The organism is Nostoc sp. PA-18-2419, from assembly GCF_005869855.1.
Taxonomy (GTDB): domain Bacteria; phylum Cyanobacteriota; class Cyanobacteriia; order Cyanobacteriales; family Nostocaceae; genus Nostoc.
On record NZ_SZNH01000052.1, the window covers coordinates 1 to 21,289 of the forward strand.

At 42.1% G+C, this 21,289-nt stretch carries 20 protein-coding genes and 4 pseudogenes; 5 read left to right on the forward strand and 19 right to left on the reverse strand.

Annotated features, from left to right (window positions below):
• From FCR06_RS29290 to FCR06_RS29325, 9 genes and pseudogenes are all read right to left on the reverse strand, one after another.
• Positions 1–241, reverse strand: a pseudogene (locus FCR06_RS29290) (IS630 family transposase); the annotation flags it as partial.
• A 542-nt stretch (positions 242–783) separates the two neighbouring features.
• Positions 784–1,074 (reverse strand): hypothetical protein, encoded by a 291-nt coding sequence (locus FCR06_RS29295; RefSeq protein WP_138506069.1) that lies wholly within the window; start codon positions 1,072–1,074, stop codon positions 784–786.
• A gap of 5 nt (positions 1,075–1,079) precedes the next feature.
• Positions 1,080–2,039 carry a ParM/StbA family protein gene (locus FCR06_RS29300; protein ID WP_138506071.1) on the reverse strand — a complete coding sequence of 320 codons (960 nt, stop codon included), beginning with the start codon at positions 2,037–2,039 and terminating at the stop codon, positions 1,080–1,082.
• 401 nt (positions 2,040–2,440) lie between these two features.
• Positions 2,441–2,816, reverse strand: a pseudogene (locus FCR06_RS34915) (hypothetical protein); the annotation flags it as partial.
• Between the two features lie 136 nt (positions 2,817–2,952).
• A complete protein-coding gene (locus FCR06_RS29305) occupies positions 2,953–3,486 on the reverse strand; it encodes a hypothetical protein (RefSeq protein ID WP_138506073.1) in 534 nt (177 codons plus the stop codon).
• Positions 3,486–4,076 (reverse strand): ParA family protein, encoded by a 591-nt coding sequence (locus FCR06_RS29310; RefSeq protein ID WP_138506075.1) that lies wholly within the window; start codon positions 4,074–4,076, stop codon positions 3,486–3,488. The genes FCR06_RS29305 and FCR06_RS29310 overlap by 1 nt, the downstream gene beginning before the upstream one ends.
• A gap of 572 nt (positions 4,077–4,648) precedes the next feature.
• Positions 4,649–5,455, reverse strand: a complete 807-nt coding sequence (locus FCR06_RS29315; protein ID WP_138506077.1) for a P63C domain-containing protein — start codon at positions 5,453–5,455, stop codon at positions 4,649–4,651.
• A 143-nt stretch (positions 5,456–5,598) separates the two neighbouring features.
• Positions 5,599–9,870: a strawberry notch family protein gene (locus FCR06_RS29320; protein WP_138506079.1), complete on the reverse strand. Its 4,272-nt coding sequence runs from the start codon at positions 9,868–9,870 to the stop codon at positions 5,599–5,601.
• A gap of 145 nt (positions 9,871–10,015) precedes the next feature.
• The gene (locus tag FCR06_RS29325) at positions 10,016–10,462 is read right to left on the reverse strand and encodes a hypothetical protein (RefSeq protein ID WP_138506081.1); all 447 of its coding nucleotides are present in this window, start codon (positions 10,460–10,462) and stop codon (positions 10,016–10,018) included.
• A gap of 370 nt (positions 10,463–10,832) precedes the next feature.
• Here FCR06_RS29325 and FCR06_RS29330 point away from each other — a divergent pair, with 370 nt between their 5' ends.
• From FCR06_RS29330 to FCR06_RS29340, 3 genes are all read left to right on the forward strand, one after another.
• Positions 10,833–11,783 carry an RpoD/SigA family RNA polymerase sigma factor gene (locus FCR06_RS29330; protein ID WP_138506083.1) on the forward strand — a complete coding sequence of 317 codons (951 nt, stop codon included), beginning with the start codon at positions 10,833–10,835 and terminating at the stop codon, positions 11,781–11,783.
• 13 nt (positions 11,784–11,796) lie between these two features.
• A complete protein-coding gene (locus FCR06_RS29335) occupies positions 11,797–12,090 on the forward strand; it encodes an HNH endonuclease (protein ID WP_138506085.1) in 294 nt (97 codons plus the stop codon).
• A 66-nt stretch (positions 12,091–12,156) separates the two neighbouring features.
• Positions 12,157–12,408, forward strand: a complete 252-nt coding sequence (locus FCR06_RS29340; RefSeq protein WP_138506087.1) for a hypothetical protein — start codon at positions 12,157–12,159, stop codon at positions 12,406–12,408.
• Between the two features lie 107 nt (positions 12,409–12,515).
• Here FCR06_RS29340 and FCR06_RS29345 read toward each other — a convergent pair whose 3' ends face one another.
• Both FCR06_RS29345 and FCR06_RS29350 read right to left on the reverse strand, forming a co-directional pair.
• Complete coding sequence (locus FCR06_RS29345) at positions 12,516–12,863, reverse strand: GFA family protein (protein ID WP_262984721.1); 348 nt, start codon at positions 12,861–12,863, stop codon at positions 12,516–12,518.
• A gap of 33 nt (positions 12,864–12,896) precedes the next feature.
• Positions 12,897–13,583 (reverse strand): IS1 family transposase, encoded by a 687-nt coding sequence (locus tag FCR06_RS29350; RefSeq protein WP_138506091.1) that lies wholly within the window; start codon positions 13,581–13,583, stop codon positions 12,897–12,899.
• A gap of 22 nt (positions 13,584–13,605) precedes the next feature.
• On the opposite strand from FCR06_RS29350, the pseudogene FCR06_RS34920 reads away from it, so the two are divergent.
• A pseudogene (locus FCR06_RS34920) lies at positions 13,606–13,776 on the forward strand (abortive phage infection protein); the annotation flags it as partial.
• Between the two features lie 247 nt (positions 13,777–14,023).
• Here FCR06_RS34920 and FCR06_RS29360 read toward each other — a convergent pair.
• The 3 genes from FCR06_RS29360 to FCR06_RS29370 form a co-directional block, all read right to left on the reverse strand.
• Positions 14,024–14,407: a GNAT family N-acetyltransferase gene (locus tag FCR06_RS29360; protein ID WP_138506093.1), complete on the reverse strand. Its 384-nt coding sequence runs from the start codon at positions 14,405–14,407 to the stop codon at positions 14,024–14,026.
• A gap of 20 nt (positions 14,408–14,427) precedes the next feature.
• Positions 14,428–14,919, reverse strand: coding sequence for a peptide-methionine (S)-S-oxide reductase MsrA (gene msrA / locus FCR06_RS29365; RefSeq protein ID WP_138506095.1), 492 nt, complete (start codon positions 14,917–14,919; stop codon positions 14,428–14,430).
• 271 nt (positions 14,920–15,190) lie between these two features.
• Positions 15,191–15,787 carry a peroxiredoxin-like family protein gene (locus FCR06_RS29370; RefSeq protein WP_138506096.1) on the reverse strand — a complete coding sequence of 199 codons (597 nt, stop codon included), beginning with the start codon at positions 15,785–15,787 and terminating at the stop codon, positions 15,191–15,193.
• Between the two features lie 344 nt (positions 15,788–16,131).
• Here FCR06_RS29370 and FCR06_RS34925 point away from each other — a divergent pair.
• A pseudogene (locus FCR06_RS34925) lies at positions 16,132–16,596 on the forward strand (AAC(3)-I family aminoglycoside N-acetyltransferase).
• A 185-nt stretch (positions 16,597–16,781) separates the two neighbouring features.
• Here the strand turns inward: FCR06_RS34925 and FCR06_RS29380 are convergent.
• The 5 genes from FCR06_RS29380 to FCR06_RS29400 form a co-directional block, all read right to left on the reverse strand.
• Positions 16,782–17,657 (reverse strand): Bro-N domain-containing protein, encoded by an 876-nt coding sequence (locus FCR06_RS29380; RefSeq protein ID WP_138506098.1) that lies wholly within the window; start codon positions 17,655–17,657, stop codon positions 16,782–16,784.
• 23 nt (positions 17,658–17,680) lie between these two features.
• Entirely contained in the window at positions 17,681–18,079 is a 399-nt protein-coding gene (locus FCR06_RS29385) for a hypothetical protein (protein ID WP_138506100.1), read from the reverse strand.
• A gap of 119 nt (positions 18,080–18,198) precedes the next feature.
• On the reverse strand, positions 18,199–20,022 hold the full coding sequence (locus tag FCR06_RS29390) for a hypothetical protein (RefSeq protein ID WP_138506102.1): 1,824 nt from the start codon (positions 20,020–20,022) through the stop codon (positions 18,199–18,201).
• 11 nt (positions 20,023–20,033) lie between these two features.
• Positions 20,034–20,750: a hypothetical protein gene (locus FCR06_RS29395; protein ID WP_138506103.1), complete on the reverse strand. Its 717-nt coding sequence runs from the start codon at positions 20,748–20,750 to the stop codon at positions 20,034–20,036.
• A 3-nt stretch (positions 20,751–20,753) separates the two neighbouring features.
• Positions 20,754–21,164, reverse strand: coding sequence for a hypothetical protein (locus tag FCR06_RS29400; RefSeq protein ID WP_138506105.1), 411 nt, complete (start codon positions 21,162–21,164; stop codon positions 20,754–20,756).
• Between the last annotated feature and the right edge of the window lie 125 nt (positions 21,165–21,289).

A 21,289-nucleotide genomic window follows, 5' to 3' on the forward strand; every position in this document is an offset into this window, starting at 1 on the left:
TTGCGTCTGGGTAAATTTGAACCATTTCGGCTAATTCGCTCACGAAATCATCTAGCCTACCCTTCATGGCTCCACCTTGCTTTTTGGGTTCTAGATGTCCTTGCACTCTATGAAGTTGGATTAGCTTTTGCACATAGCTTTTTGCTACACCAAATTGCACGGCAACCTTTCTTATTGAAGTACCACCCTTTTCGTAAGTATTTACTATTTTTTCTCGTAAATCGATTGAGTATGCTTTCATTTTAAGTCTTGATGCACCAATACTATGTGTACCTCATTTACCTCGAAATTGCTGTAATACCTGTATATTTATCAATAACATTGATATTCTAATTATTACAAATTCGGCAATCTCCGTACTGCTGTTAGCTTGGTCAGTGCAAAGTGCGATCGCTGATGGAAGGGCAAGCTTGATTTATGTGAAACCTGCTTGCTGACTATCTTGTTGGGGTAGGGTGTAGGAAAAAAATCAAGAAAAGTAAATATGAGTGCGAACATAATTGAATAAGAATTCAGCTATTCAGAATTCAGGAGTCAGAATAAAGACGCTCTCTACGAGACGATTCAGGAGTCAGAATAAAGACGCTCTCTACGAGACGCTACGCGAACGCAGACTCGCTATCCGCCAGGCATACAGAATACCCAACTGAATTCTGACTCTTGACTCCTGAATTCTGTTTGAGAAACTTCTTTGCGGGAGCAACGCTGCCATGAGCATTACTACACCCCACACCCAAAAACCTTATAAATAAGGGATTTGCCGTTATCAAGCGTGCCATTCGGCTATAAGTCAAAGTCAAGGCTGAAGATTTCCGGTTCAGAATCTTCTTCTTTCTCCTGTGCAAATGGAGTTGAAGTCATTGAAGGAAGTTTGTTCGGCTCAGTAGTAATCGGCGTGAAAGCTACTTGTTGTGTAGCTAATCCAGCCTTGATGAAAACAAAATAGCAATCAATAATAAAGTAAAGCGTCTCCAGATAACTTTTACCTAGTTGTTGGGACTCTGCAAATATGCGTTCTCGATAGTTTTCTTTAAGCCGAATTTTTATCGGAGCTAAGTCTTGTTTATCTGTCATTGTGATCACTTAAGAGATGTAGTAGGCGAATTCTTGCTGCTAATGGCTTTTGCCATTTGTAGAAGCCCAAAGACATTAGCTTCCACCGGGTTGTCCAGTATTTTGAACCCGTTTTTCTCTAAAAGCTTCTTAAATCCTGGTAACAGGCAGCCTCCACCAATCGCCCAGATTTCATCCCCTTGATGTTTGGCATCAAGTGTCAGATTCACCACTTTCTTCAAGTATTTCTCATACCAATCTTTCAAACAAGTACTGTAGACATCTTTGATATCGATGTCACGGCTGTACTTGGTATGTCCCATTTCCAGACAAAATCGGATTTTGGAAGCATCCCCAATCTTTCCGCCATTTAGATGTTTCATCTTTTGGGAGATATCATTTATGAGAACTTCTACGCCTGTGGGGTAAGCGGTGTGAACTTCTCGTTTCCCTTGGTTGTAACGAGAATACAGAGTCGTGCCATTGCCAAAATCTAAAATGGTTAATTTTTTCGGTAGTTGATGCCCAAACAATGCACCCATCCCTTCTAGTACGATTTTCAGGACTTCTACTTTTACTTCTGATTGTTTGCCAGCAAGTATTGGCTGATATTCTCCGTTTAGTACTTTTTGCAATTCGTCAGCTAGACCAACATCATGTAAGCTAACGACTAATTTTAAATGCCAAGCCTTACGGTGTGGAAGATGTGCCAATGCACCGAACAAAGTCAACAACGCATTATTGACTTTGTTTTCATTGTTATCAGTGTTTCGGTCAAAATAATTTCCTGTACGGAAAGCTGATTCTCCAACTGTATAAGCACTATCGTTAAAAACTACCCTCCCTGGTACGTCTTCCATCTCGGCATTGGTTATATAGCTGGGGACACGAACTACTTCAAAGCCATCGACTAAAAGTTTTAGGCTTCCATAGCCGTTATCAAAGCCAGCAGGAAAAATTTTTTGCAAGGTGTGAATGTTTGACATAAAGAGAAAGGTAATAGATTTTGATTTGTGAAAGTTATCTGTTCAGGTRAAGTGGGGAGCAGAGGAGAGATGAATAAAATAACTACTCTTTTTTTCTTCAGCGTCAAAAAATTATCATAACCTCTTGGGGGCTAAGTGGGGTAAAATCTCACAAAATCAAATGTACCCCATGAAGACCCCTTATAGGAGTCAAATTTTGCTCAATCCTCTAAACAATTTTGGGGTACATAAAGCCCCTATAAAGCCCCCATAAAATTTTTTAAAATCTTTTCTATCAACGCAGCAAAAATTAATTTAGATTATCGTTGACTGCTTGATTTATACTTTAGTGTTAATTTTTTGTTGAAAAACAATTCAATCTTGATCTTTAACTTCTTGTTGACTATGTAACGAGTGCGTTACTACTTGGTTACAGGTTCAGCTTTCTCAACTGAATTATCATTCACACCTAAAGTCAATTTCAAAAGAGTTTTTAGGAGGTAAGGTTTTACTACTTGCCGATAAACATCATAATTAGTAGGTAAGCTGTCGTGCTTATAACTTGCACTTTTTATGGTCTAGAACCCTTATTGCAACGAGAATACTCTGGAAAATTAAAGATGCGACAGCTTAGTGTAGTAGTGAGTATTACCCACTCCATAGGTCAGGAAAGTACTTTATATCTTTCACCAATTAAGGTTTTCCAGCCTCTTCTTGAGGTCTTTTGTGTTGTTCAACTTCATCAACACTTCGCCGCAACGGTAAAGTAGGGCACCATAACCCTTGGTCATCTAGGCCAACAACTGCTCCTGGCGGTTTCAATCCATTCGGATTCACCACTGAAGTATTCGTTCATGTTTCAATGTTTTGCTTAAAGATTAAAAATGAAAGACTTCAGAATTTTGCATACGCAAAAATATGAAATTTCAGTTTTTCATCTATCTGATTTACTAGATTTTTGCTTTTTCAGCCATGTTCCTAATAGTTCTTCTACTAAATCGCTTACAGGGCGAGGTGTTCGCTTTCTCAATTCTTTTCTTTCCTCTGCTAAGACATCTTGAACTTCTAATAACATATCCAAAGGAATATATGCAGAAATTTGAGTATAGTCGGGATTGCTCCGACGACCAGCAGGCCGTCCTGGCCCACGCTTTTCATCTTGAGGTACAGTTTTATTCTTCTGAGGCAGGTTGCTTTTTGTTTTCTTTGCTACAACTGGTTGAAGCTTCGTTACCTCTGGTATCTCTTTCAAGCCTTTCTCTGTTTTGTCTGTTACATCTGTTTGTAATAAACTAGCTTGTTCTATTTCTTGCTCTTGAAGTAATTCTTCTGGTTCAAGTACTTCTTGTGGTTCAAGTACTTCTTGTGGTTCGAGCAATTCTTGCGGTTCAAGTGGTTCTTCTGTACGCTGTTCTCGCAATGCTCGAAGGCTTGCAAAGCGACCACCTGCTGGTTTTTCTTGTGTCATTAGACCATTATCTCCTTTCCAAGTTCTTCATACCCAGCCCAAGCAGCATCTGCTCTTGGGTCAGGGTAATCTTTGACGATAACACCCTCTAAAGGCGCTCTCTCAAAGGCTACTAGGCGCTTAATTTCGGCTTTAAAAATAGGAATATTTTCAKCTAAAAGCATTTCTTTTGCCTCCTTCCCAGACTGGCTTGGTGGTGGTGGAACCATCGTTAGTAAAACTTTAAAATTGGATTTCATCTGGTGCAAGATTTCAATTGTTCTTAAAAGAGCATCCAAATCTAAAGCTTTTGGTGTCGTTGGCAAGATAAGAAGATCACAAGAGTCAGCTAGCTCTTCAAGGTCTTCTTTGGTTGGTCGGGCTTGGGTGTCAATTATAATATGCTCAAACTGACGAATATATTTAGGCATCTGAATATCAGTAACTACCTTGAATGGTAGTTTGCCTGGTGCAGCCCATGTCATAGCAGAACGGTTCTGATCACCATCAACAAGTAAAGCTGCCCCCTTTCGGTTTAAATAAGCTGCTAAGTGAACAGCCGTTGTTGTCTTGCCTACTCCACCTTTGAAACTAGCTACTGTAATAATCACTATTGGTTCCTTTTGCTGAATTAGAGCTTAGACTTATAGCGTATGTTAGCGAAATAGTGAAATTATACAACTTTAAAAATTTAGTTTTTCATAGTTTCAGCATTTTGTAGTTTCGCGTATGCAAAATTCTGGTATAGCGAAACTCTGAAAAATCAAATCTCCATATTGCTGGAATGTCGTTATAGGGTTTTCTCAAGCCGAGGTTAAACAATGATATTATTTTCGCGTATGCAAAATTCTGGTATAGCGAAACTCTGAAAAATCAAATCTCCATATTGCTGGAATGCCGTTATAGGGTTTTCTTAAGCCGAGGTTAAACAATGATATTATTTTCGCGTATGCAAAATTCTGATATAGCGAAACTCTGAAAAATCGAAACTCTATATTGCTGGAATGCCGTTATAGGGTTTTCTTAAGCCGAGGTTAAACAATGATGTTATTTTCACGTATGCAAAATTCTGATATAGTGAAACTCCATATTGCTGAAATGCCATTTTTGCAAAAAAATTTATATAAGCTCACACACAAGATTGCGGTAAACCGTTGTCAGCTTACCGCAGAACTCACACTAACTATTTCACATTCCAACCATCAAACAGATTAGGCTGATCAATTCCGTACTGCCTCTGCACCAGCCGCCTCAGTTCTGCCACCGATTTAGCCGACTTCATCAGAACTAGGACTGATATCACGTGGGGAGATAATCTCTCCTTTGTTTCTTTCGACAGCATTTGGTGTATTTTGTACTTTCTTCTCCCGTTAGGCAAAATTGGATTAACGATATCGAGCTTGGCTTTTTCTTCTGGAGTCATCCAGTTGTAGACAAACTCCCAATAGTATTTACCATTTTGTATGTGCCTCTTATGCAGCTTGCTTATCCGTGCTAGATTCTCCTCAAATTCAGTCTCGAAAAGTTTCGTCCAAGGGCGGGGCGTATCCAAGATGCGAGAATCATCGATGCGTCGTTGTTCAACTGTCCGCGACTCTCCCCAGACTTGATCGAATCTGCTAGTGAGTGAGTCTTCAGACAAGGCATCTATTAGCTTTTGAGCTTGTGTATTTCCTTTCGTGTCGAAATAGCGCCAAATTATTCTGGCATCCTTTACTGATATAGTTTCAGCACGGGTTCCCACGCCATTGACGGTATATTCCGCAAAAAGGGTAACATGATTTAGTCTTTGTCCTACAAGCTTTTGATAGACTTTGGGTGCTTTAAAAGGTAACGTGATTAGCCAGTTACGATTGATACTAATGGTTGAAAGGATTTGATTTTGAGACATGCGGTACTCTTCCGTCTCAACAATCCTAATGGCATCAAACCGATAGTTGCCGATGTACAACTCAACGGCTTGGGCGGCTGCAAATTCTTTCTTAGCCATGATTGCTTTCTCCACAAAAATTTCATCAATTTCTCGCGGAGCGTTTGCATGGTAGATTGCACTTCCCTTGGTGTTATCATCGCTGCCCAGTTTTTGAGAGTAAAAAAGACCCAGGCATTTATCTGGGTCTTTGAGGTTGGGAATTAACCCAAGATTTCAATCACAGCCGCAAGAATAGCTGGCGCTTTGTCTGAAACCGGAATGAATACGCGCTTTTGCCAGTTGATGATCTCAGTGAAACATCCAGCAGCTAAGAGCCGCTCTGCCAGTGAGATAGCATTAACCAGTTCTATGCGAGCTTCATTAGCAATGAAAGAACGTCGCAAGGTTACGCCACCCGGCAACTGTTGTGTATATCTCTCGTTAAGTACCAGCTTCACAAGTTCTTCTGGAGAAAGCAGCTGGTTCCTTAGTCCGAGTTGTTCGCGCACGGTTTGAATGTCGTGAGCATTCACCACCCGACCGAGAATCTTTTGTCCATCGCTGGTTTGTAGTCGGAATACTCGACTATTCTGCTGTGGTAGTATTTTCCAGATGGGTAGGAGAATACCAGTTACCAAATGCAGGAAATCGGTAGTGAACTTGGGCAGCGCATCTACCTCTTTCGACCAAGCAGCAGCAAACGCATTAATAGAAACTTGCTGCCAAGTGGAAGATTCTAAGTCTTGGACTGGTACGCGAGTTTCTTTCTGTGGGCGAATCAGCAAAACTCTTGGGACAACTCCACCCTCAGAGTCGTATATACTATGTGTTGGAATTGACACACTAGTATTGCCTGACTTGGAGTTGATCATGAGCCGTCCTTGATATTGAGTGGCAAACTCAACCATTTCTTGAGCAGTTCTGATGTGGTTCTTTTGGGTGCGTTCCACTTTCAAGTAATTGGTAACGCTACCAGTTTGAGCATGAGTATATACAGCTTCCTGGCTCTCAACAGTAAATCGTTCAGCCCGTAAAGTCTCCACCCCCATTTCATAGACACCAGCAGCGATCGCTGCTTCAATCTGCTGACTTAGCAACAACTCAAAACGCTCGAAAATGATATTTTGCATATCAATGCGTAAAGCCAGAAGTCGATTGAGGAATTGACGAAGGGGTGGGAGATCGATTTTCATCCCGCCTTCATGAGAGGTTAAGCACAGTCCAGTCATTTGCTCAAAAGTCCCTAGTGGCACTTCATAAAATCGACCTTGGTATATTTGTCTGAATAATTCATACAGGGCGTGTTCTGCATAGTTCGATTCCAGATTATCCTTAGCCTCAAAGATCCCATTGCCTCCGGTTTGCCTTTGCCCCCTTGTGAGTGCGCCCAAGCTATCCAGCCGTCGAGCAATAGTGCTGATGAATCGGCGTTCACCTATAACGTTCGTCGTGACTGGTCTGAACACGGGCGCAGATGCTTGGTTAGTTCTGTGCGATCGTCCAAGCCCTTGAATTGCATTGTCTGCTCTCCAGCCGGCTTCCAACAAATAATGCGATCGCCGTCTCCTATTCACAGCGTTGAGGTCAGCGTGATAGCTGCGACCCGTACCACCAGTGTCACTGAAGATGAGGATTTGTTTGTCTCCCTGCATAAACGCAGCAGTTTCAGCAATATTCGCGCCACCACCGCGTGAATCCACAAACAAACGTCCAGATTCATCTTTGAGAACTCGTTTACTACGACCCGTAACTTCAGCCACTTGCTTATTACCGAAGTGCCACAGCAATTGTTCTAATGCACCAGGGATTGGATCAAGACATGCTAACTTATCGACTAAAGCATCTCTCAAAGCTACAGCTTCTTGGGAGATAACTGGAGAGCCATCAGCGTCAAAGACTGGCTCGGATCTTTCTTCTCCATCAACGGTTGAATGGATGGAATGGAGATGAACAGGAAACGCACTCATCAAGTAGTCCATGACATATTCTCGTGGGGTCAAGTCAAGATTGAGATCCTTCCATTCGGAAGCAGGAACTTCATCAAGTCGTCGTTTCAAAAGTTCTTCATTAGTCGAAACTATTTGAATGACAATTGCAAGACCTTGGGCTAGATCCTGCTCAATCGCTTTGATCAGGGTAGGGCATTTCATCCCGGTCAGCAGATGATTGAAGAATCTCTGTTTATGGCTTTCAAACTGCGACTTAGCAGACATCTTAGCAGCACGATTGTACGTTTTTGCGCCAGTTATATTGCAAGCTTCTAACGCTTTCTCTAAATTATTATGAATAACCTGGAAAGCATCGGAGTAGCTGTTATAGCTCCGTTCCTGCCTCGGCGTTAACTCAATTTCGAGCGTTTGATACTCAACTCCCTCGAATGAAAGGCTCCGCGCCAGATACAGCCCCAAAGCCTTGAGATCCCTGGCTACGATTTCCATCGCAGCGATACCACCGCCCTCAATGGATTCCACAAAATCCTCACGGGAGGTAAACGGAAAATCTCCAGTCTGCCAAAGTCCCAGGCGATTGGCGTATGAGAGATTTGAGACTTTAGTTGCACCAGTTGCAGAAACATAGACAACCCGTGCCTGCGGTAATGCGTTTTGCAACCTCAGCCCAACAATACCTTGCTGGGATGCTGCAACCATGCCCAGTTTGCCCTCTTGCGCCATTGCGTTACCCATCGCGTGACACTCATCAAATGAGATCGCACCATCAAACTCTTTACCTGCCCATTCAACAATTTGCTTAAGCCGACTTTTGCCGTTCTTTTGTGAGCGCAGAGTCGAGTAGGTGCAGAACAGAATACCTTGGGTGAAAGGGATGGGGTCGCCAAGTTTGATGTTGCTCAGGTCAATGATATCTTTCTCACTACCTCCGAGCGCACACCAGTCTCTACGGGCATCTTCAATTAAGGCAGAACTTTTGGATACCCAGATTGCTTTTCTTCGTCCCTGACACCAATTGTCGAGGATGATTCCTGCACACTGCCTTCCTTTCCCTGCACCCGTCCCATCGCCTAAAAACCAGCCGCGACGAAATTTTACAGCATTTTTTGAGCTATTTGCTGCTACAGTCACATTATTCCATGAATCATCCACAATATAAGACCCAGACAGAAATTCACAGTGAGCCTGACCTACGTAAATAACGCTTTCAAGTTGTGCCTCTGACAACAAGCCTTGTGTGATGATGTTGCGTGGGAGATGTGGTTTGTAAGTTGGAGCCGGTGGTGAGACAAGTGCTAAGGCTGCACTTTCGCAAAGCAATGAGGGATGAGGTAAAGCGTCCTTAATTCGGATTCGTTGTGGGCGATAGGTTTCATATAAAGTATCTTTGAGTCCTTCAGTAGCAGACCACTCGACGACTTCGTATTCCAACACTACTATGTCGTCTGGAAGAGAGGAAACTGTTTCTGGTTGTGCAACTGTAGTACGTTTTGGTAATTGAACAACTTTAGCGATCGCAGCAGTTTTGATATCTGAGCGTTCCCACGAAGATCGCTGTGGCAACTGCTCAATCAACGCCAGCAGTTCGGATAAGTCCAAGGTTTCTGAAATACAGGGGATGTCGCCGGGATTATCAGCCGGAACCTTGTCGATCACTGTAATCCGAGTGTCGATCTGTGTACCATGTTTTGAGTAAACTCTGCCGTTAACCCCGACCGACATTAAAACTCGTGCTTCTGAGTGCCACCTAACAAAAGTCTCTCGCCAGCTTGGGTTAGCCGGAGAGAACCAGTTGGCTGTGATTGTTACCAGCCGTCCACCGTCAGCCAGTCTTTGCAATGCCGAGTTGATGTGGCTCTTAGTTGCGTCGGGGTTGCGACTGTTGATTTTGGGAGATGCACAGAAAGGTGGATTCATCAGCACAACTGAGGGCTGAGTCTTGCCAACCAGATAGTCGTTAATTTGTTCCGCGTTTACAGAGAATAGCGGTGTACCTGGAAACAACCGACGCAGAATCTTCGATCTATCGGGTGCAAGCTCGTTGAGCATCAGACTTGCACTGTGCAGTTTAGCCATTTGTGCTAACAAACCAGTTCCGGCAGATGGCTCAAGGATGAGGTCGCTGCTATTGATTTGTCCCGCCAATGCTACCAAGTATGCCAGGGGCAGCGGTGTCGAGAATTGCTGAAGCTGTACCGACTCTTCACTGCGCCGTGTTTGCGTTGGGCAAAGGGCTACTAACTTCTCCAATTCCAATAATACTGTTAGCGGCGACTCTAATAAAAGCTTGTAACCTTTTTGACGCAAATATAGCATTTGCGCCACCTCCACAGCTTCATAAGCATCTTTCCATTGCCATGTACCAGACGCGGCAGTGCCGTGAAAGTAGCGATTCATCTGGGAAGAAACAGTTTTCGTAGAGAGAGGGCGATTATCTATTAAAACTTTTGCAAGCTCTTGGGCAACATTAATAACTGACTGCCCATAATCGATTACTGTTTGCAAATCGAATAGAGAATCTTGAGTGAAAAGTTGCTGTACCATTGCATCACTCACAATATTATTTTTTCACTTTTGCTATGGCGAAGCCTTTCTCTTACTAATAAATGAGGCAATTACTTGCCTCATTTAAAGCTTTGAACGTTCAAATATTTATTCTTCGGTCATCGGACGAGAATTAAAAAGCGAATTAACCAGCTTTACACGGTCTGCCTGGCTTGCGCTTGCCTGAAAAATTTACATCAGCCTTTTTAGTTTCCGATGATTTGTTGGCAGCATTGTTAGCTTTGTTTGAACGAGTAGTACGTTTTGGTTGTGGTGAAATTTCTTTAACTGGAGGCAGTAATCTCAATGTAGGGAATGAGAGAACAACTGCTTCATTACTTGTATAATGAACAACTTCATCCTCTAACATCCAAGGATCTGGCAACTTTTCAAAAATCATCGCTTGTGGTGTGATTACTTCTGATACTGATGGGATTGTAGAAGCGGCTATATTTCCATTGCTAACTGAAACCACATTACTAGCGTAAGCAGTCGATACAAATAGTCCGTTAATGAACTGGAAGATGACGAGAGTAACAAATGCCCAAAAGATAGCTACGATTGCCAAAGTGAGTAGAGATTGCATATCCATGATTATTCCTCAACTAAGTATTTGGATTTTTCAATTGATTTACGCAAAGCGTTTTTAAGCCTTGTTCAAATGTGAAGCGGATTTGAACACATTCTCTCTTCAAGAGAGGACTTCACTCTAAATTTAGCGTAGCGTCTCTCTAATTTTACTCAGCTACATTTCTTGGTTATTTTAAAGCTTATTTATAAAATAAAGCAGATTTTAGTATTTACCTATTTGAAAATTTCAAGTATTATAGTTGCAAACTTGTTTGACAAAAATAACTATGGAGTTAAGTCTATAGTTAAGATTTAATTTATTAGTTAATTGTTGAAATAAAAGATTCTATTCAAACGAAAAGTAAAAGTATTCGTCACAATTAATTGAAAGTATGCTCAGTCCAACTACCGACTTAGTTCGCTCCTACCTCAAAGAAATCGGACGCTACCCTCTGCTAACTCCTGACCAAGAAATTACATTGGCTAGACTCGTGCAGCAGATGATGACGATTGAACAGCAACGGCAAGCGATCGCAGTTAAACTCAACCGACAACCAACTGACTTGGAATTAGCTACATCACTTGGGCAAAACGTAGCTGAACTACAATCGATCATTCAAAAAGGCCAAAAGGCTAAACAGAAAATGGTGACAGCTAACCTGCGTCTGGTGGTTTCTGTTGCCAAAAAGTACCAAAACCACAATTTAGATTTTCTCGATTTGCTCCAAGAAGGGGCACTGGGACTGCAACGAGGAATCGAAAAGTTTGATCCTAACAAAGGCTACAAACTATCAACCTATGCTTACTGGTGGATTACCCAGTCAATAGCACGGGCTGTAGCAGATAAGTCTCGCACTATACGTCTGCCAATCCATATCAATGAAAAGTTAAATAAAATCAGAAGAATACAGCAGCAACTGTCTCAATCGTTGGGTCGTCCTCCGGTTGTAGCAGAAATTGCCGAATCGTTAAATCTGTTACCTAATCAAATAATAGATTACCTTCAGGTTTCCAAGTCTCCAGTTTCATTAGAAATGCGAGTGGGAGATGAGGGTGAAACTGAACTAGCCGATATTTTGCCGATGGATGGCATTTCTCTAAATGAGCAAATAGCTCTTGAGTCTCTACAGCAAGATTTGAGCAAGTTGCTGGCATTGCTTAAGCCAAGGCAACGAGAAGTATTGACTTTGCGTTTCGGATTGGAAGATAATCAGCAGCTGACCTTGAGTCAAGTTGCAAAACGTTTAAATCTTAGTCGAGAAACAATTCGTAAAACTGAACATCTTGCTTTGAAAATTTTGCGCTCTCATCAAAACAAGATCAAAGACTATCTTCTTAATTAAGTGTTTCATTTATATGAGCAAAACCCGCTACTCATCTGATTGGAAACAAATCGCCACTGCTGTTAAGGATGCCTCCAATTGGCGCTGCTCTCGTTGCAATCGCCTCTGCTTGCGCCCTAGTGAGAAACCATCAGAGCTATCGAAATCCCAACGTCGGGTTTATAACCTCCAAGTACACCACTACAACTTCGACCCATCTGATAACCGAAAAGAAAACTTAGGGTGTCTTTGCAGTGGCTGCCACCTTTACTATCACCGATTCGGGCGAGGCAATATTTCACCTGGGCAATTATCCCTGTTTCAATAAAATGATGCATGAATATATTGCTATCTAAAAACTATCCTTAGAAATAGAACACCGAAGAAAGAGCCGATGCCCAGCAAAACTATTGATGTCCGAGAGTACACCGTCAGAGCGCACAAACGGGAAATTCACACTCGCGTTTTCAACTTTGTGTGTAAGCAGTGCGAACAACCCACACAACGAGAAACCTTTGGTGTTCGACCTCTATATTGCGAGAAATGCCGTCCGCCACAAGCGCCCAAGCAATCGAAAGTAGTCCCTATAGGCAAGAGGAAACCCAGAGCTATGACTTACAAAAGTGGCAAAGGCATTGGGGGATGATTTGTTGTCTCAAGGTTTTGAGTGAGCGCACGAAAGTGAGTGAAGCAGTGCGCTCATTCTCCCTAACCTAACTCAAACTGGTAAAAAGTAACTCTGATGTTTGGAAGTCATTCAGGAGTTGCAAACTGTGCAAATAACTCTGCCCCTGTCAGGTTTTCAGTTTCATTGGCAAAACAGTAATATTGGGGCTTTTCATCAATGAATACCTGATGATCGAAAACAAGACCTTCACAACTATCGAATAGTCCAACGGGGATGAAATACTGGTTACTTTGTTTCAATTTGTAAAAGAGATGGCTACCACACTGCTTACAGAATCCACGTTCTGCCCACTGTGACGATTGATAAAGCCCAATATTTTCTTCACCAKAGAAGCTAACATCACTTTCACATTCAACAACTAACAGAGGCCCTCCGCCCCAATTGCGGCACATACTGCAATGACACGCGGCCACATTTTTCTTGGCGTTGCATATTTGCGGGATGAATTAGACTGGAAGKGGTACAGTACCGTCATGGAGGTAGTGCAGTAGTAATTTAATTGATAGTCTCAGCATTTGTTCTGACTTTGAATAACATAAAGTCTTACGATGAAGACGAGCTAAATAATGTCTTAATCTTGTATTTTCCCCTTCAACCCGCGTCATATAAGTTTTCTTGACAATATGGTCTCCATCATCAATAAAACATGGGTAAACTGGGTAACCATCCGTGACATAAAAGTAACTTTTCCAGCATCTTATAATTTTCCATAGTTTTTCGAATGTTTTAGCACTACGGTCTCCTAAAATCCAGGCTAAAATTCCTGAACAGCTTTTATTTACTGCTGTCCACAGCCATATTTTGTTTTTTTTAGCAACAAAAGTTTCTAGTTCATCAACTTGGGTTATTTCGGGAATTTCAGAATGTTCAGGTGCATCTGCTAATGGTTGAACCGCTTTTTTAACCCACTGTATGATCGTATTATGGTTAACTCCCGTTTGCCGTTCTATAGCACGAAATCCAGTACCATTAACGTACATTGTTAAACATCGTTTTTTAATTTCATTTGAATAACCTCGTTTTGAATGTGATTCTATAAATTGGCGATCGCATGATACGCAAATGTAATTTTGTTTACCACGCCGATGCCCGTTCTTACGAATATGGGTTGATGCACAATGAGGACAGTTCATCCCTTAATTATGCAACGCCTGCAATCAAGAGATTTGGGAAAGTTTGTACATTTCGGCGCAGAGTTATCTAAATCAGCACTTGGTTAAAATGGTCAACTCCAGTAAACAAGAAGAAGAATCTCAGGTGACACAAGGTATAAACAAGAGGGGAAAAGGGAAAAGGAGTCAACTCAACGCAACCACTGGAAATTAACTGTATCTCTGACACCAGTTCCCCAAACTCACTTTTGCTCTGAAAGCTTGACAGGTGCTAAGTGAACACCCAGGTTACGGGCGTAAACTTTAGTGAAGTACTGGACATTTGGCTGTGGGCGATGGCTCTTAGCGTAGGGCGGGGCATCGTTACACTACCAACCATAATAGGCAGGGATGTAAAGAGTCCAAGTGGCAGCCAGAAAACTGTAATGTACAGATGTACTCTCTACAGTAGACTTCTCAAATCAAATATGCCGCACCAGTATAATAAATAGTTCCTTATCGTCTAGTGCTTGAAATGACTGTACCTCTTTAAACCCGGCTTTTTTCCATGCTTTGAGCGCACGTTCATTAAATGCTGCCACTGTAATGCGAAATAGGGTGGGATTAAACTTTGAACGTGCAAAATTGAGGACATCTGCAATATACATCTGTCCCCTTCCCTGACCCGTGAGGTCGGGGCGTACTCCCAAACCAATGTCAAGTGAGTCCTTTGCATAATCACCTCCTGGGACTTGAGCCTCCTTCCCAAAGCAGCAAAACCCAACCAGTTCCCCATTGCCCTGAATGCTGTTCTCTGATATGTATAGCAGCAAATAAGGGGATTTATAGCATTCGATTTTTAACATTCCCCTGAACCAGTGAAAGATTAGCCTATCCTGTAAGACGCTCGTCCATGCTTCTCCAGATATTGCTGATGATACTCTTCCGCTCTATAAAATTGTGATGCAGGTACAATCTCCGTCACAACTGGATTTTTGTGATAACGAGAACTATTTTCAAGCTGCTCCTTGGAGGCTCTTGCTAATAATTCCTGCTCTGGAGTGTGGAAAAATATCACTGACCGATATTGATAACCAACATCTAGCTCCTGGTGGTTTGATTCTGTGGGATTGTGCTTATTCCAAAACATATTTAGCAGTTCATCATAAGATACTATTGCTGGATCGTATTCCACTTCCACTGCCTCAGCATGTCCAGTTTTGCCTCTACAGACATCTTCATAGGTTGGATTCTCAAAGTGTCCGCCAGTGTAACCAACTGCTGTAGAAGTTACTCCCTTTACTTGACGAAATGCTGCTTCAACTCCCCAGAAACAGCCTGCTCCAAATGTCGCTTTTTGTAAATTAGCATTTTGCATATTTTTGACAACTCTTTTATGATAATTTTAAGTGAAACTTATCGAATCAAACAGATCCTTTATAAGGAAATATTTCCTCAAGACTGCCTGATTTATTTTAATTATTAGAGTGACAGATTATTCTGAGATGAGTCTGATACAAAGCTGAATATTATCTAAAAATTTGGAAAAATAGTTTAATTTAAAATTTATCTACTACAGTACGGCGTAAATAAAACACCCATTCCAAATCAATGAAAGGCTTGTATTATCCGAATTACGCCAAGCTGTACTAGCTTTTGCTAACTATAGAAATATTTCTTAGAATACTCACTATTTCAATTGGGTCTAACCGTTTAGTATAATCTGCATCAACAAAAGCATAAACGATTTTTCCGTCTCGATCAACTACAAATGTAGCTGGAATAGGTAGTTCAAAAGACTCATCTCCATTGTATCTAGGTAAGATATGACCCTTTGACTCTAACATAGGTCTTAGATACTCCGGGATTTGAAACACAATTCCAAATTGACGAGCGATCATATTGCTGCGATCGCTCAATACTTCATAAGTTAGTTCATGTTTTTCTACAGTTGATATAGTATGACGAGTAGTTTGAGGTGAAATAGCAATTATTGATGCTCCTAATGTTTTAATTGCAGGTAATGCTTGTTGGAGTCCTGCTAGTTCCAAGTTACAGAAAGGACACCAAGAACCTCGAAAAAAGGAAATAACTACAGGCCCACTAACTAGTAGTTTTTGTAATTCTACTGCTTGACCGAAAGCATTAAGTAGAATGAAATTAGGAATAATATCTCCTACCTTTAAAGTTTGGTCAATTATACCTGAAGAAATTAGCTCATTTTTGATAGACTCTGTAAAATTCATCGTAATTTTCCTGAAAGTTAACTTCTACTTTTATGTACCTTTCTACAGAAATACTGTTGCAGTGAATTTACTGAAATACTAAAACCAGACCCTTGGATTTGCATTACTGGGATAATTGCTTTAGGTTCCAAGGCATGATTATCATCAACTATTCTTGTTGTTTTTATACACGTTAAGCTATCCGTTCAAAGTCCTGGTTCATAAAGCGTTACCACTTCTGCTTTCCACCAAGGGTCATAATTGGTTTATCAAAGCAGAATTCAGGAGTCAGGAGCCAGAATTCAATTATTGTATGAACGAGCAGAATTTAGCCAGAGAGCAGGAATATAGCTTAGGAAATACTAATGAACTTAAGCATTCAACAGATTGTGCCGGAGGACGTTGCATTAATGGAAGCTCTATTAGCGACCTTTGGTGAGGCATTCGATGAGGTGGAAACCTATGGAAATCCCCCTAGCGCAGACTACCTGTGACAACTGCTTGATACTGACTACTTCATTGCGATCGCCGCATTGAAAGAAGGTGAGGTCGTTGGCGGTCTTACTGCATACGAGCTTAAAAAGTTCGAGCAGGAGCGCAGTGAGATTTACATCTACGATCTAGCTGTTGCCTCTGCACACCGACGGCAGGGGATCGCAACGGCATTAATTCAGAAGCTGAAGGAAGTAGCAGCAGCTTATGGAGCTTATGTCATTTTCGTCCAGGCGGATATTGGTGACGATCCAGCCATTAAACTTTATACAAAGCTGGGCGATCGCGAAGACGTATTGCATTTCGACATAGCAGTTAAGAGCGGCAATGATGTATAGTCATGAGCTAGATGCCGACTTGAGTTATTTGTTTAACTAATGAACTGAAGCTATAAGTTGAACTTTTCATAAAAACTAATGCGGTAACTCGTGTATTTTTTGTTTTCCCTGTCCATCCAGAATAGAAATTGTGCGATCGCCTTTATTAAGCAAAGGCGATTGCCAATCGTTCTCATCAAATACTTTCAATTCTCCTCTACGCTCAAATCAATTACTTCAAGAACATCTGGCAACCAGCGAACGTGTTCCACAATCTTGTCGTGAGTCCGAGCTTTATCTCGTGTCACCGTTCCCCACAGCTTACCTTTTTCGGTTATATGCCAGATATTTTTGTGACTTTGTTTACCATTGGTGTCAGTGTTGATTTGAACCTTCTTGGTCTGCAAGCCAGCAGATTCCAAAACACGGTTAACTATTTGGGGTTTTATGGGCTTGGGCAGTCCGTTGCRTTCAGCATATAATTCGCCAATTGCGGTTGGAGACAAATGTCGGTCGGGAGTCGCTTCAATTTCCTGAATTGCTCCGACCAACTCCTGTGCCATTGGGGTTATCTCGGGATGCAGCGCTTGTACACCTCGAAGGATGGTGATGGTTTGAAGTTCTGCACTAAGCCTTGTGCCAGACAGAATCTTTTGCCCAAAGCTAACGAGTTCATCAAGACTGGGTTTAGTATTTTGTTGTTGGTTTGGCTTGGGCATCTCATATCTGCCAGTACGCCGCAGTGAGGGCAGTACTTCATGAAAGACCCAACGCTGGAAACGTTTGGCAACTGGTTTACGAGACTTGAATATAAGGCGATAAAGCCCTGCCTCAGTCACAGTCAGCATTTCTTGCTCTCCACCAGGGGTACTGACAATGGCAGTACCCTTTTCATCAACGTCCAATCCTCCATCAAAATACTCGCCGCCATCTGCTGATGTTCGCTTTCTACCATTGACAGCAACGGAAGTATCAATGTCTAATATTGCACAGACATCGGCAGCGACCCATTCTGGTTTCTCTGGTGTACCGACGAATCGGACTTGTTGAGACTCAAACACGAAAACTGATAAATCCGACATAACTAAAATTTCTCCAAAATTGATTAAATACGGGTTAATGCCAGAAAGCAAAACTTAATTCGTAGAGATGTCGCTTTAATCCAAGTTTGATGATTATCTAATCCACCCCTTTGTACCCAGACTTGATGGTAATGAACTGAGGTGCGGCTACTTCTACCGTAGTAATTCTGATGGCAACGACAGCATACCCCTACACAATCCCAGCCAGGAATTTCGTAACCAGACACAGAAGCACGAGGGAAATGCAGTAAAAACATTCCCAAAAATCGGCGCAAGAAAGAGCGTTTATATTTGATGTGATGTACAACAGTGGCGCGTCCGTGCCAGGGATTATTAGTGCAGCGTGGTTGCAGCTTATAGACACGACGGCAAGTTATTGACCAGTTACTAGGGTATTCAAATAAAGTTAAGGGTTTACGCATTATGTGAGTTGAATTGGTTCAATAATTAATCGTAAAGATTCAGAATGTACCGACAATAAAGGTATGCCGTAGTGATAACGGAAATTTAAGAACTGATTGCATATTTTCTCCTGAGAATTTTAGTTATGGTTGCTGTTCCAGCCGTTGAATTTGTACTTGATTGGAGAATCCTGAAGCAATCTTTCGATTCCCAAGCGCATTAAATCTGGTGGAACTCCGTCTAATTTCAATTCGGTTTGGATAAACTCATCAATGGAATTGGCTTTCGTATTCTCTAAGAGGGCCAACATCTGTTGAGCTTGGGTTGTTGGTGTGCAAGACTCGTTAGTTTCAGCTTGAGAGGTTTGCTTATTACTTGGTGCAGAGTCAATAAAGTTTTTGGTATCCCGGTCATAACCAGAGAAATTCTTTAACAGAGGCATTGGTATCCATTCATTGATGCCACCGTAATAAACCGCTCGACCAACTGATGATTGTGCAGCAATCTCCATGACTTGAGTTGAAGTAATCTTGCGATCGCTGGGGATGAGTTGAGTGGCAATCATGGCGTTGTAGGCTGGGACGTTATCAGGATGAACCAACGCCACAGACGTTAACTGCGATCGCAGTCCGCCAGAAATGCCCAAGTCATCAGTGTGAGGGTTCTGCACGACAATCCAGAAATGCCAACCGGAACTATCACCACAAGAACAGTAAGAGATGATTTTGTCTTTGAGCCAAMCAATCTCACCCTTGGTATTTTTAAATTTGGAACAGACAGCCGTTCCTTCATCCAAAATAATCAGCTTGGAGCCAGAGATATTTTGAAATTCGGTAAAGCATTCTTTGACCCATAAGACTGCTTCGACCGGGGACATTTCTAGGATTTTAGCGCGTTTAAAAGTATCAACACGACCTTTGAAATAACCGGTTTCTTTCTCGTCACCTTTGGGGTCAATATAAAAGATGTGTATGTCAGGATGCAGTCGCTTGATAGCATCGATTGCATTGCTAATGGTAATACCCTTGCCAGAACCAGGGACACCAACCCACAGCATATTTGTCACTTTCTTAGCAATGTGAGCGATTAGGTCATACTGCACTTGGGGTTTAGTGGTGTAGGTGGAGATATCGGTATTGACTGGAGGGGAAGAAGCAGGAGGCATGGGAGCAGGGGGCATGGGAGAAATTTCCCCTCCGATGGGAGCGAAGTGCCCAGTTTCCTCTTCAACCCTTGCTCCTACAGCATGATTTGGTAATTGAGCAAATCGAGCTTGTGGGATACCAAGGTTTTGTGGTTGTATGGCCTCTTGAATAACTGTTACTTGTTGGTAGTTAACTCGCGGGTCAATTGTCACTTGCGCTAAATGCCCAGACAATTGCTCACGGGTGGGAAACTGCCCACGTAGCTGAATAAACCAATCAAGTAACCAACGGTAAGCGTAAAATCTTTTTCCTGGCTCAACGGCGCTCAAGTATTCACACACCACATGAGATGATTGCTTGAGCATGGCAAACTCATACTTAGACATTGGCTCCAGATGCAGCATCAAGTCAGCCAGTTCATTTTTGCAGGCATTGTATTCGTCCCTGGCAACACTATCACCCATTGCCGAGAGGAATTCAAAAAAGCCACCACGTATAAAAGGGATTGGTGCAAATTGATGGGTATCGTTTAAGTCCTGAACAATTGACCATAGATAACCAACACCAGCTACGACTGCACCGATAGGAGCAAGAGGAGAGGTAGCATAACAAACTGCGCCAGCAAGGGCGGTGGCCAGTGTGATGAACTTCGCCAGATTCATACCGTTACGTTCGTCCCTGGCGCGAACTAACAACTGATCCTGTCGTTCCTGTAACCAAGAGGCGGTATTCCCAGCTTCCAAATACTCAATGCTGGGGTAGTCGTCACGTAAAAGTGCCGTTTCTTTGGTTCCTAACATTGGTATTTGTTGCTGCATATGAATTCCTCTTACTTAGTTATTTTCCAAATGTTGTAACCAATCTCGCCTGCCATCATTGAGGCTACATTGTAAGCAAAACAAGCCAGGATTAAACCTGGGTTAGTGTAGCGGAAKGGATTACGACCAACGAATGTGGTGGTGATGTCTAGTACCCAGAAAAATAGTGCGATCGCTCCACCTGTATGACGTTCTTTCATGCCAGCAGCTTTATAATCACCCCACAATGCCACTGTCAGGTCGATATTGCCATTCGGTTTACTGCCGAGTGTGTATTGTTTTGATTCCTCAAACTCGTTCTTAGCCTGTTGTGGGTCTTTACCACGTAAGGTTCGAGCTTCCATCACTTGCACTAGTGCAGAGATACCGAAGCTAATCCAAAACAAGGGATTAAATAGGAGTTGTAACCAACCAAGCCAGCCAATCCATTCTGTTTCAAACCAGGGAAAAATCGGTTTTCCCTGGAATAAAACTTGCCAGATGCTATCAGTAGAAAGCAGTGTACCAATCCAGAAACCAATTGCACCAACGAGCTTGTATCCGGGTGTGCCTGGGGTAACGAATTGGGCAATGATATGTGAGATAAAGATAACTGGCAGTGAGATTAATGCCACAATCCAGCGAGCTAATAATTCTAAGTAGTCACTCCCTCCTTTTTTCGGCTCTTTTTGTGGTGATGGTTCTGATTGTGATTGTGAATTAGATTTGTTTGGAGTGAGATATTTCATAAATCAATTGAGTGAATCGTTAAATACCGGCGAATTCTTACAAGCATTTTTGAATCGATATTTCCATTTCCATTGCCTCTGTTCAATGCGTCCAATACATAAACCAGTTGAGTCATACACAAAAACTGTCTCATCTTCTAAATAACCTGTAGTATCGGGTCTAGGGTTACGTTTTTTGGAGTCTAAATAGTTCCTGATTCGTAACTTACTAAATGAGGGCGTAACTCCAAGAGAGTTAATTTTGTCGGCGGTTTGTGCCCTTTGCTCGGCTTTAATGCGTTCAAGTTCTTCAGACTCTCGAATCGTGATGCCGTGAGAGTAAGTTTTGAATTGCGCTGGCAGTTGTGATAACCAAGGACTTGCGATTAACCCCATGCCCAATAATCCCAACATCGCTTGCTTCTGGTATTTCATTGTCACTCAACCGCAATATTTTACGGTTGTTGCCGATCAATAGTTTGTGTTGTCTGGGGTAGTGGTGCATTAATAACACGAACGTAAACAGATAGCCCAATACAAACTAGAAAAAAAATGACTGA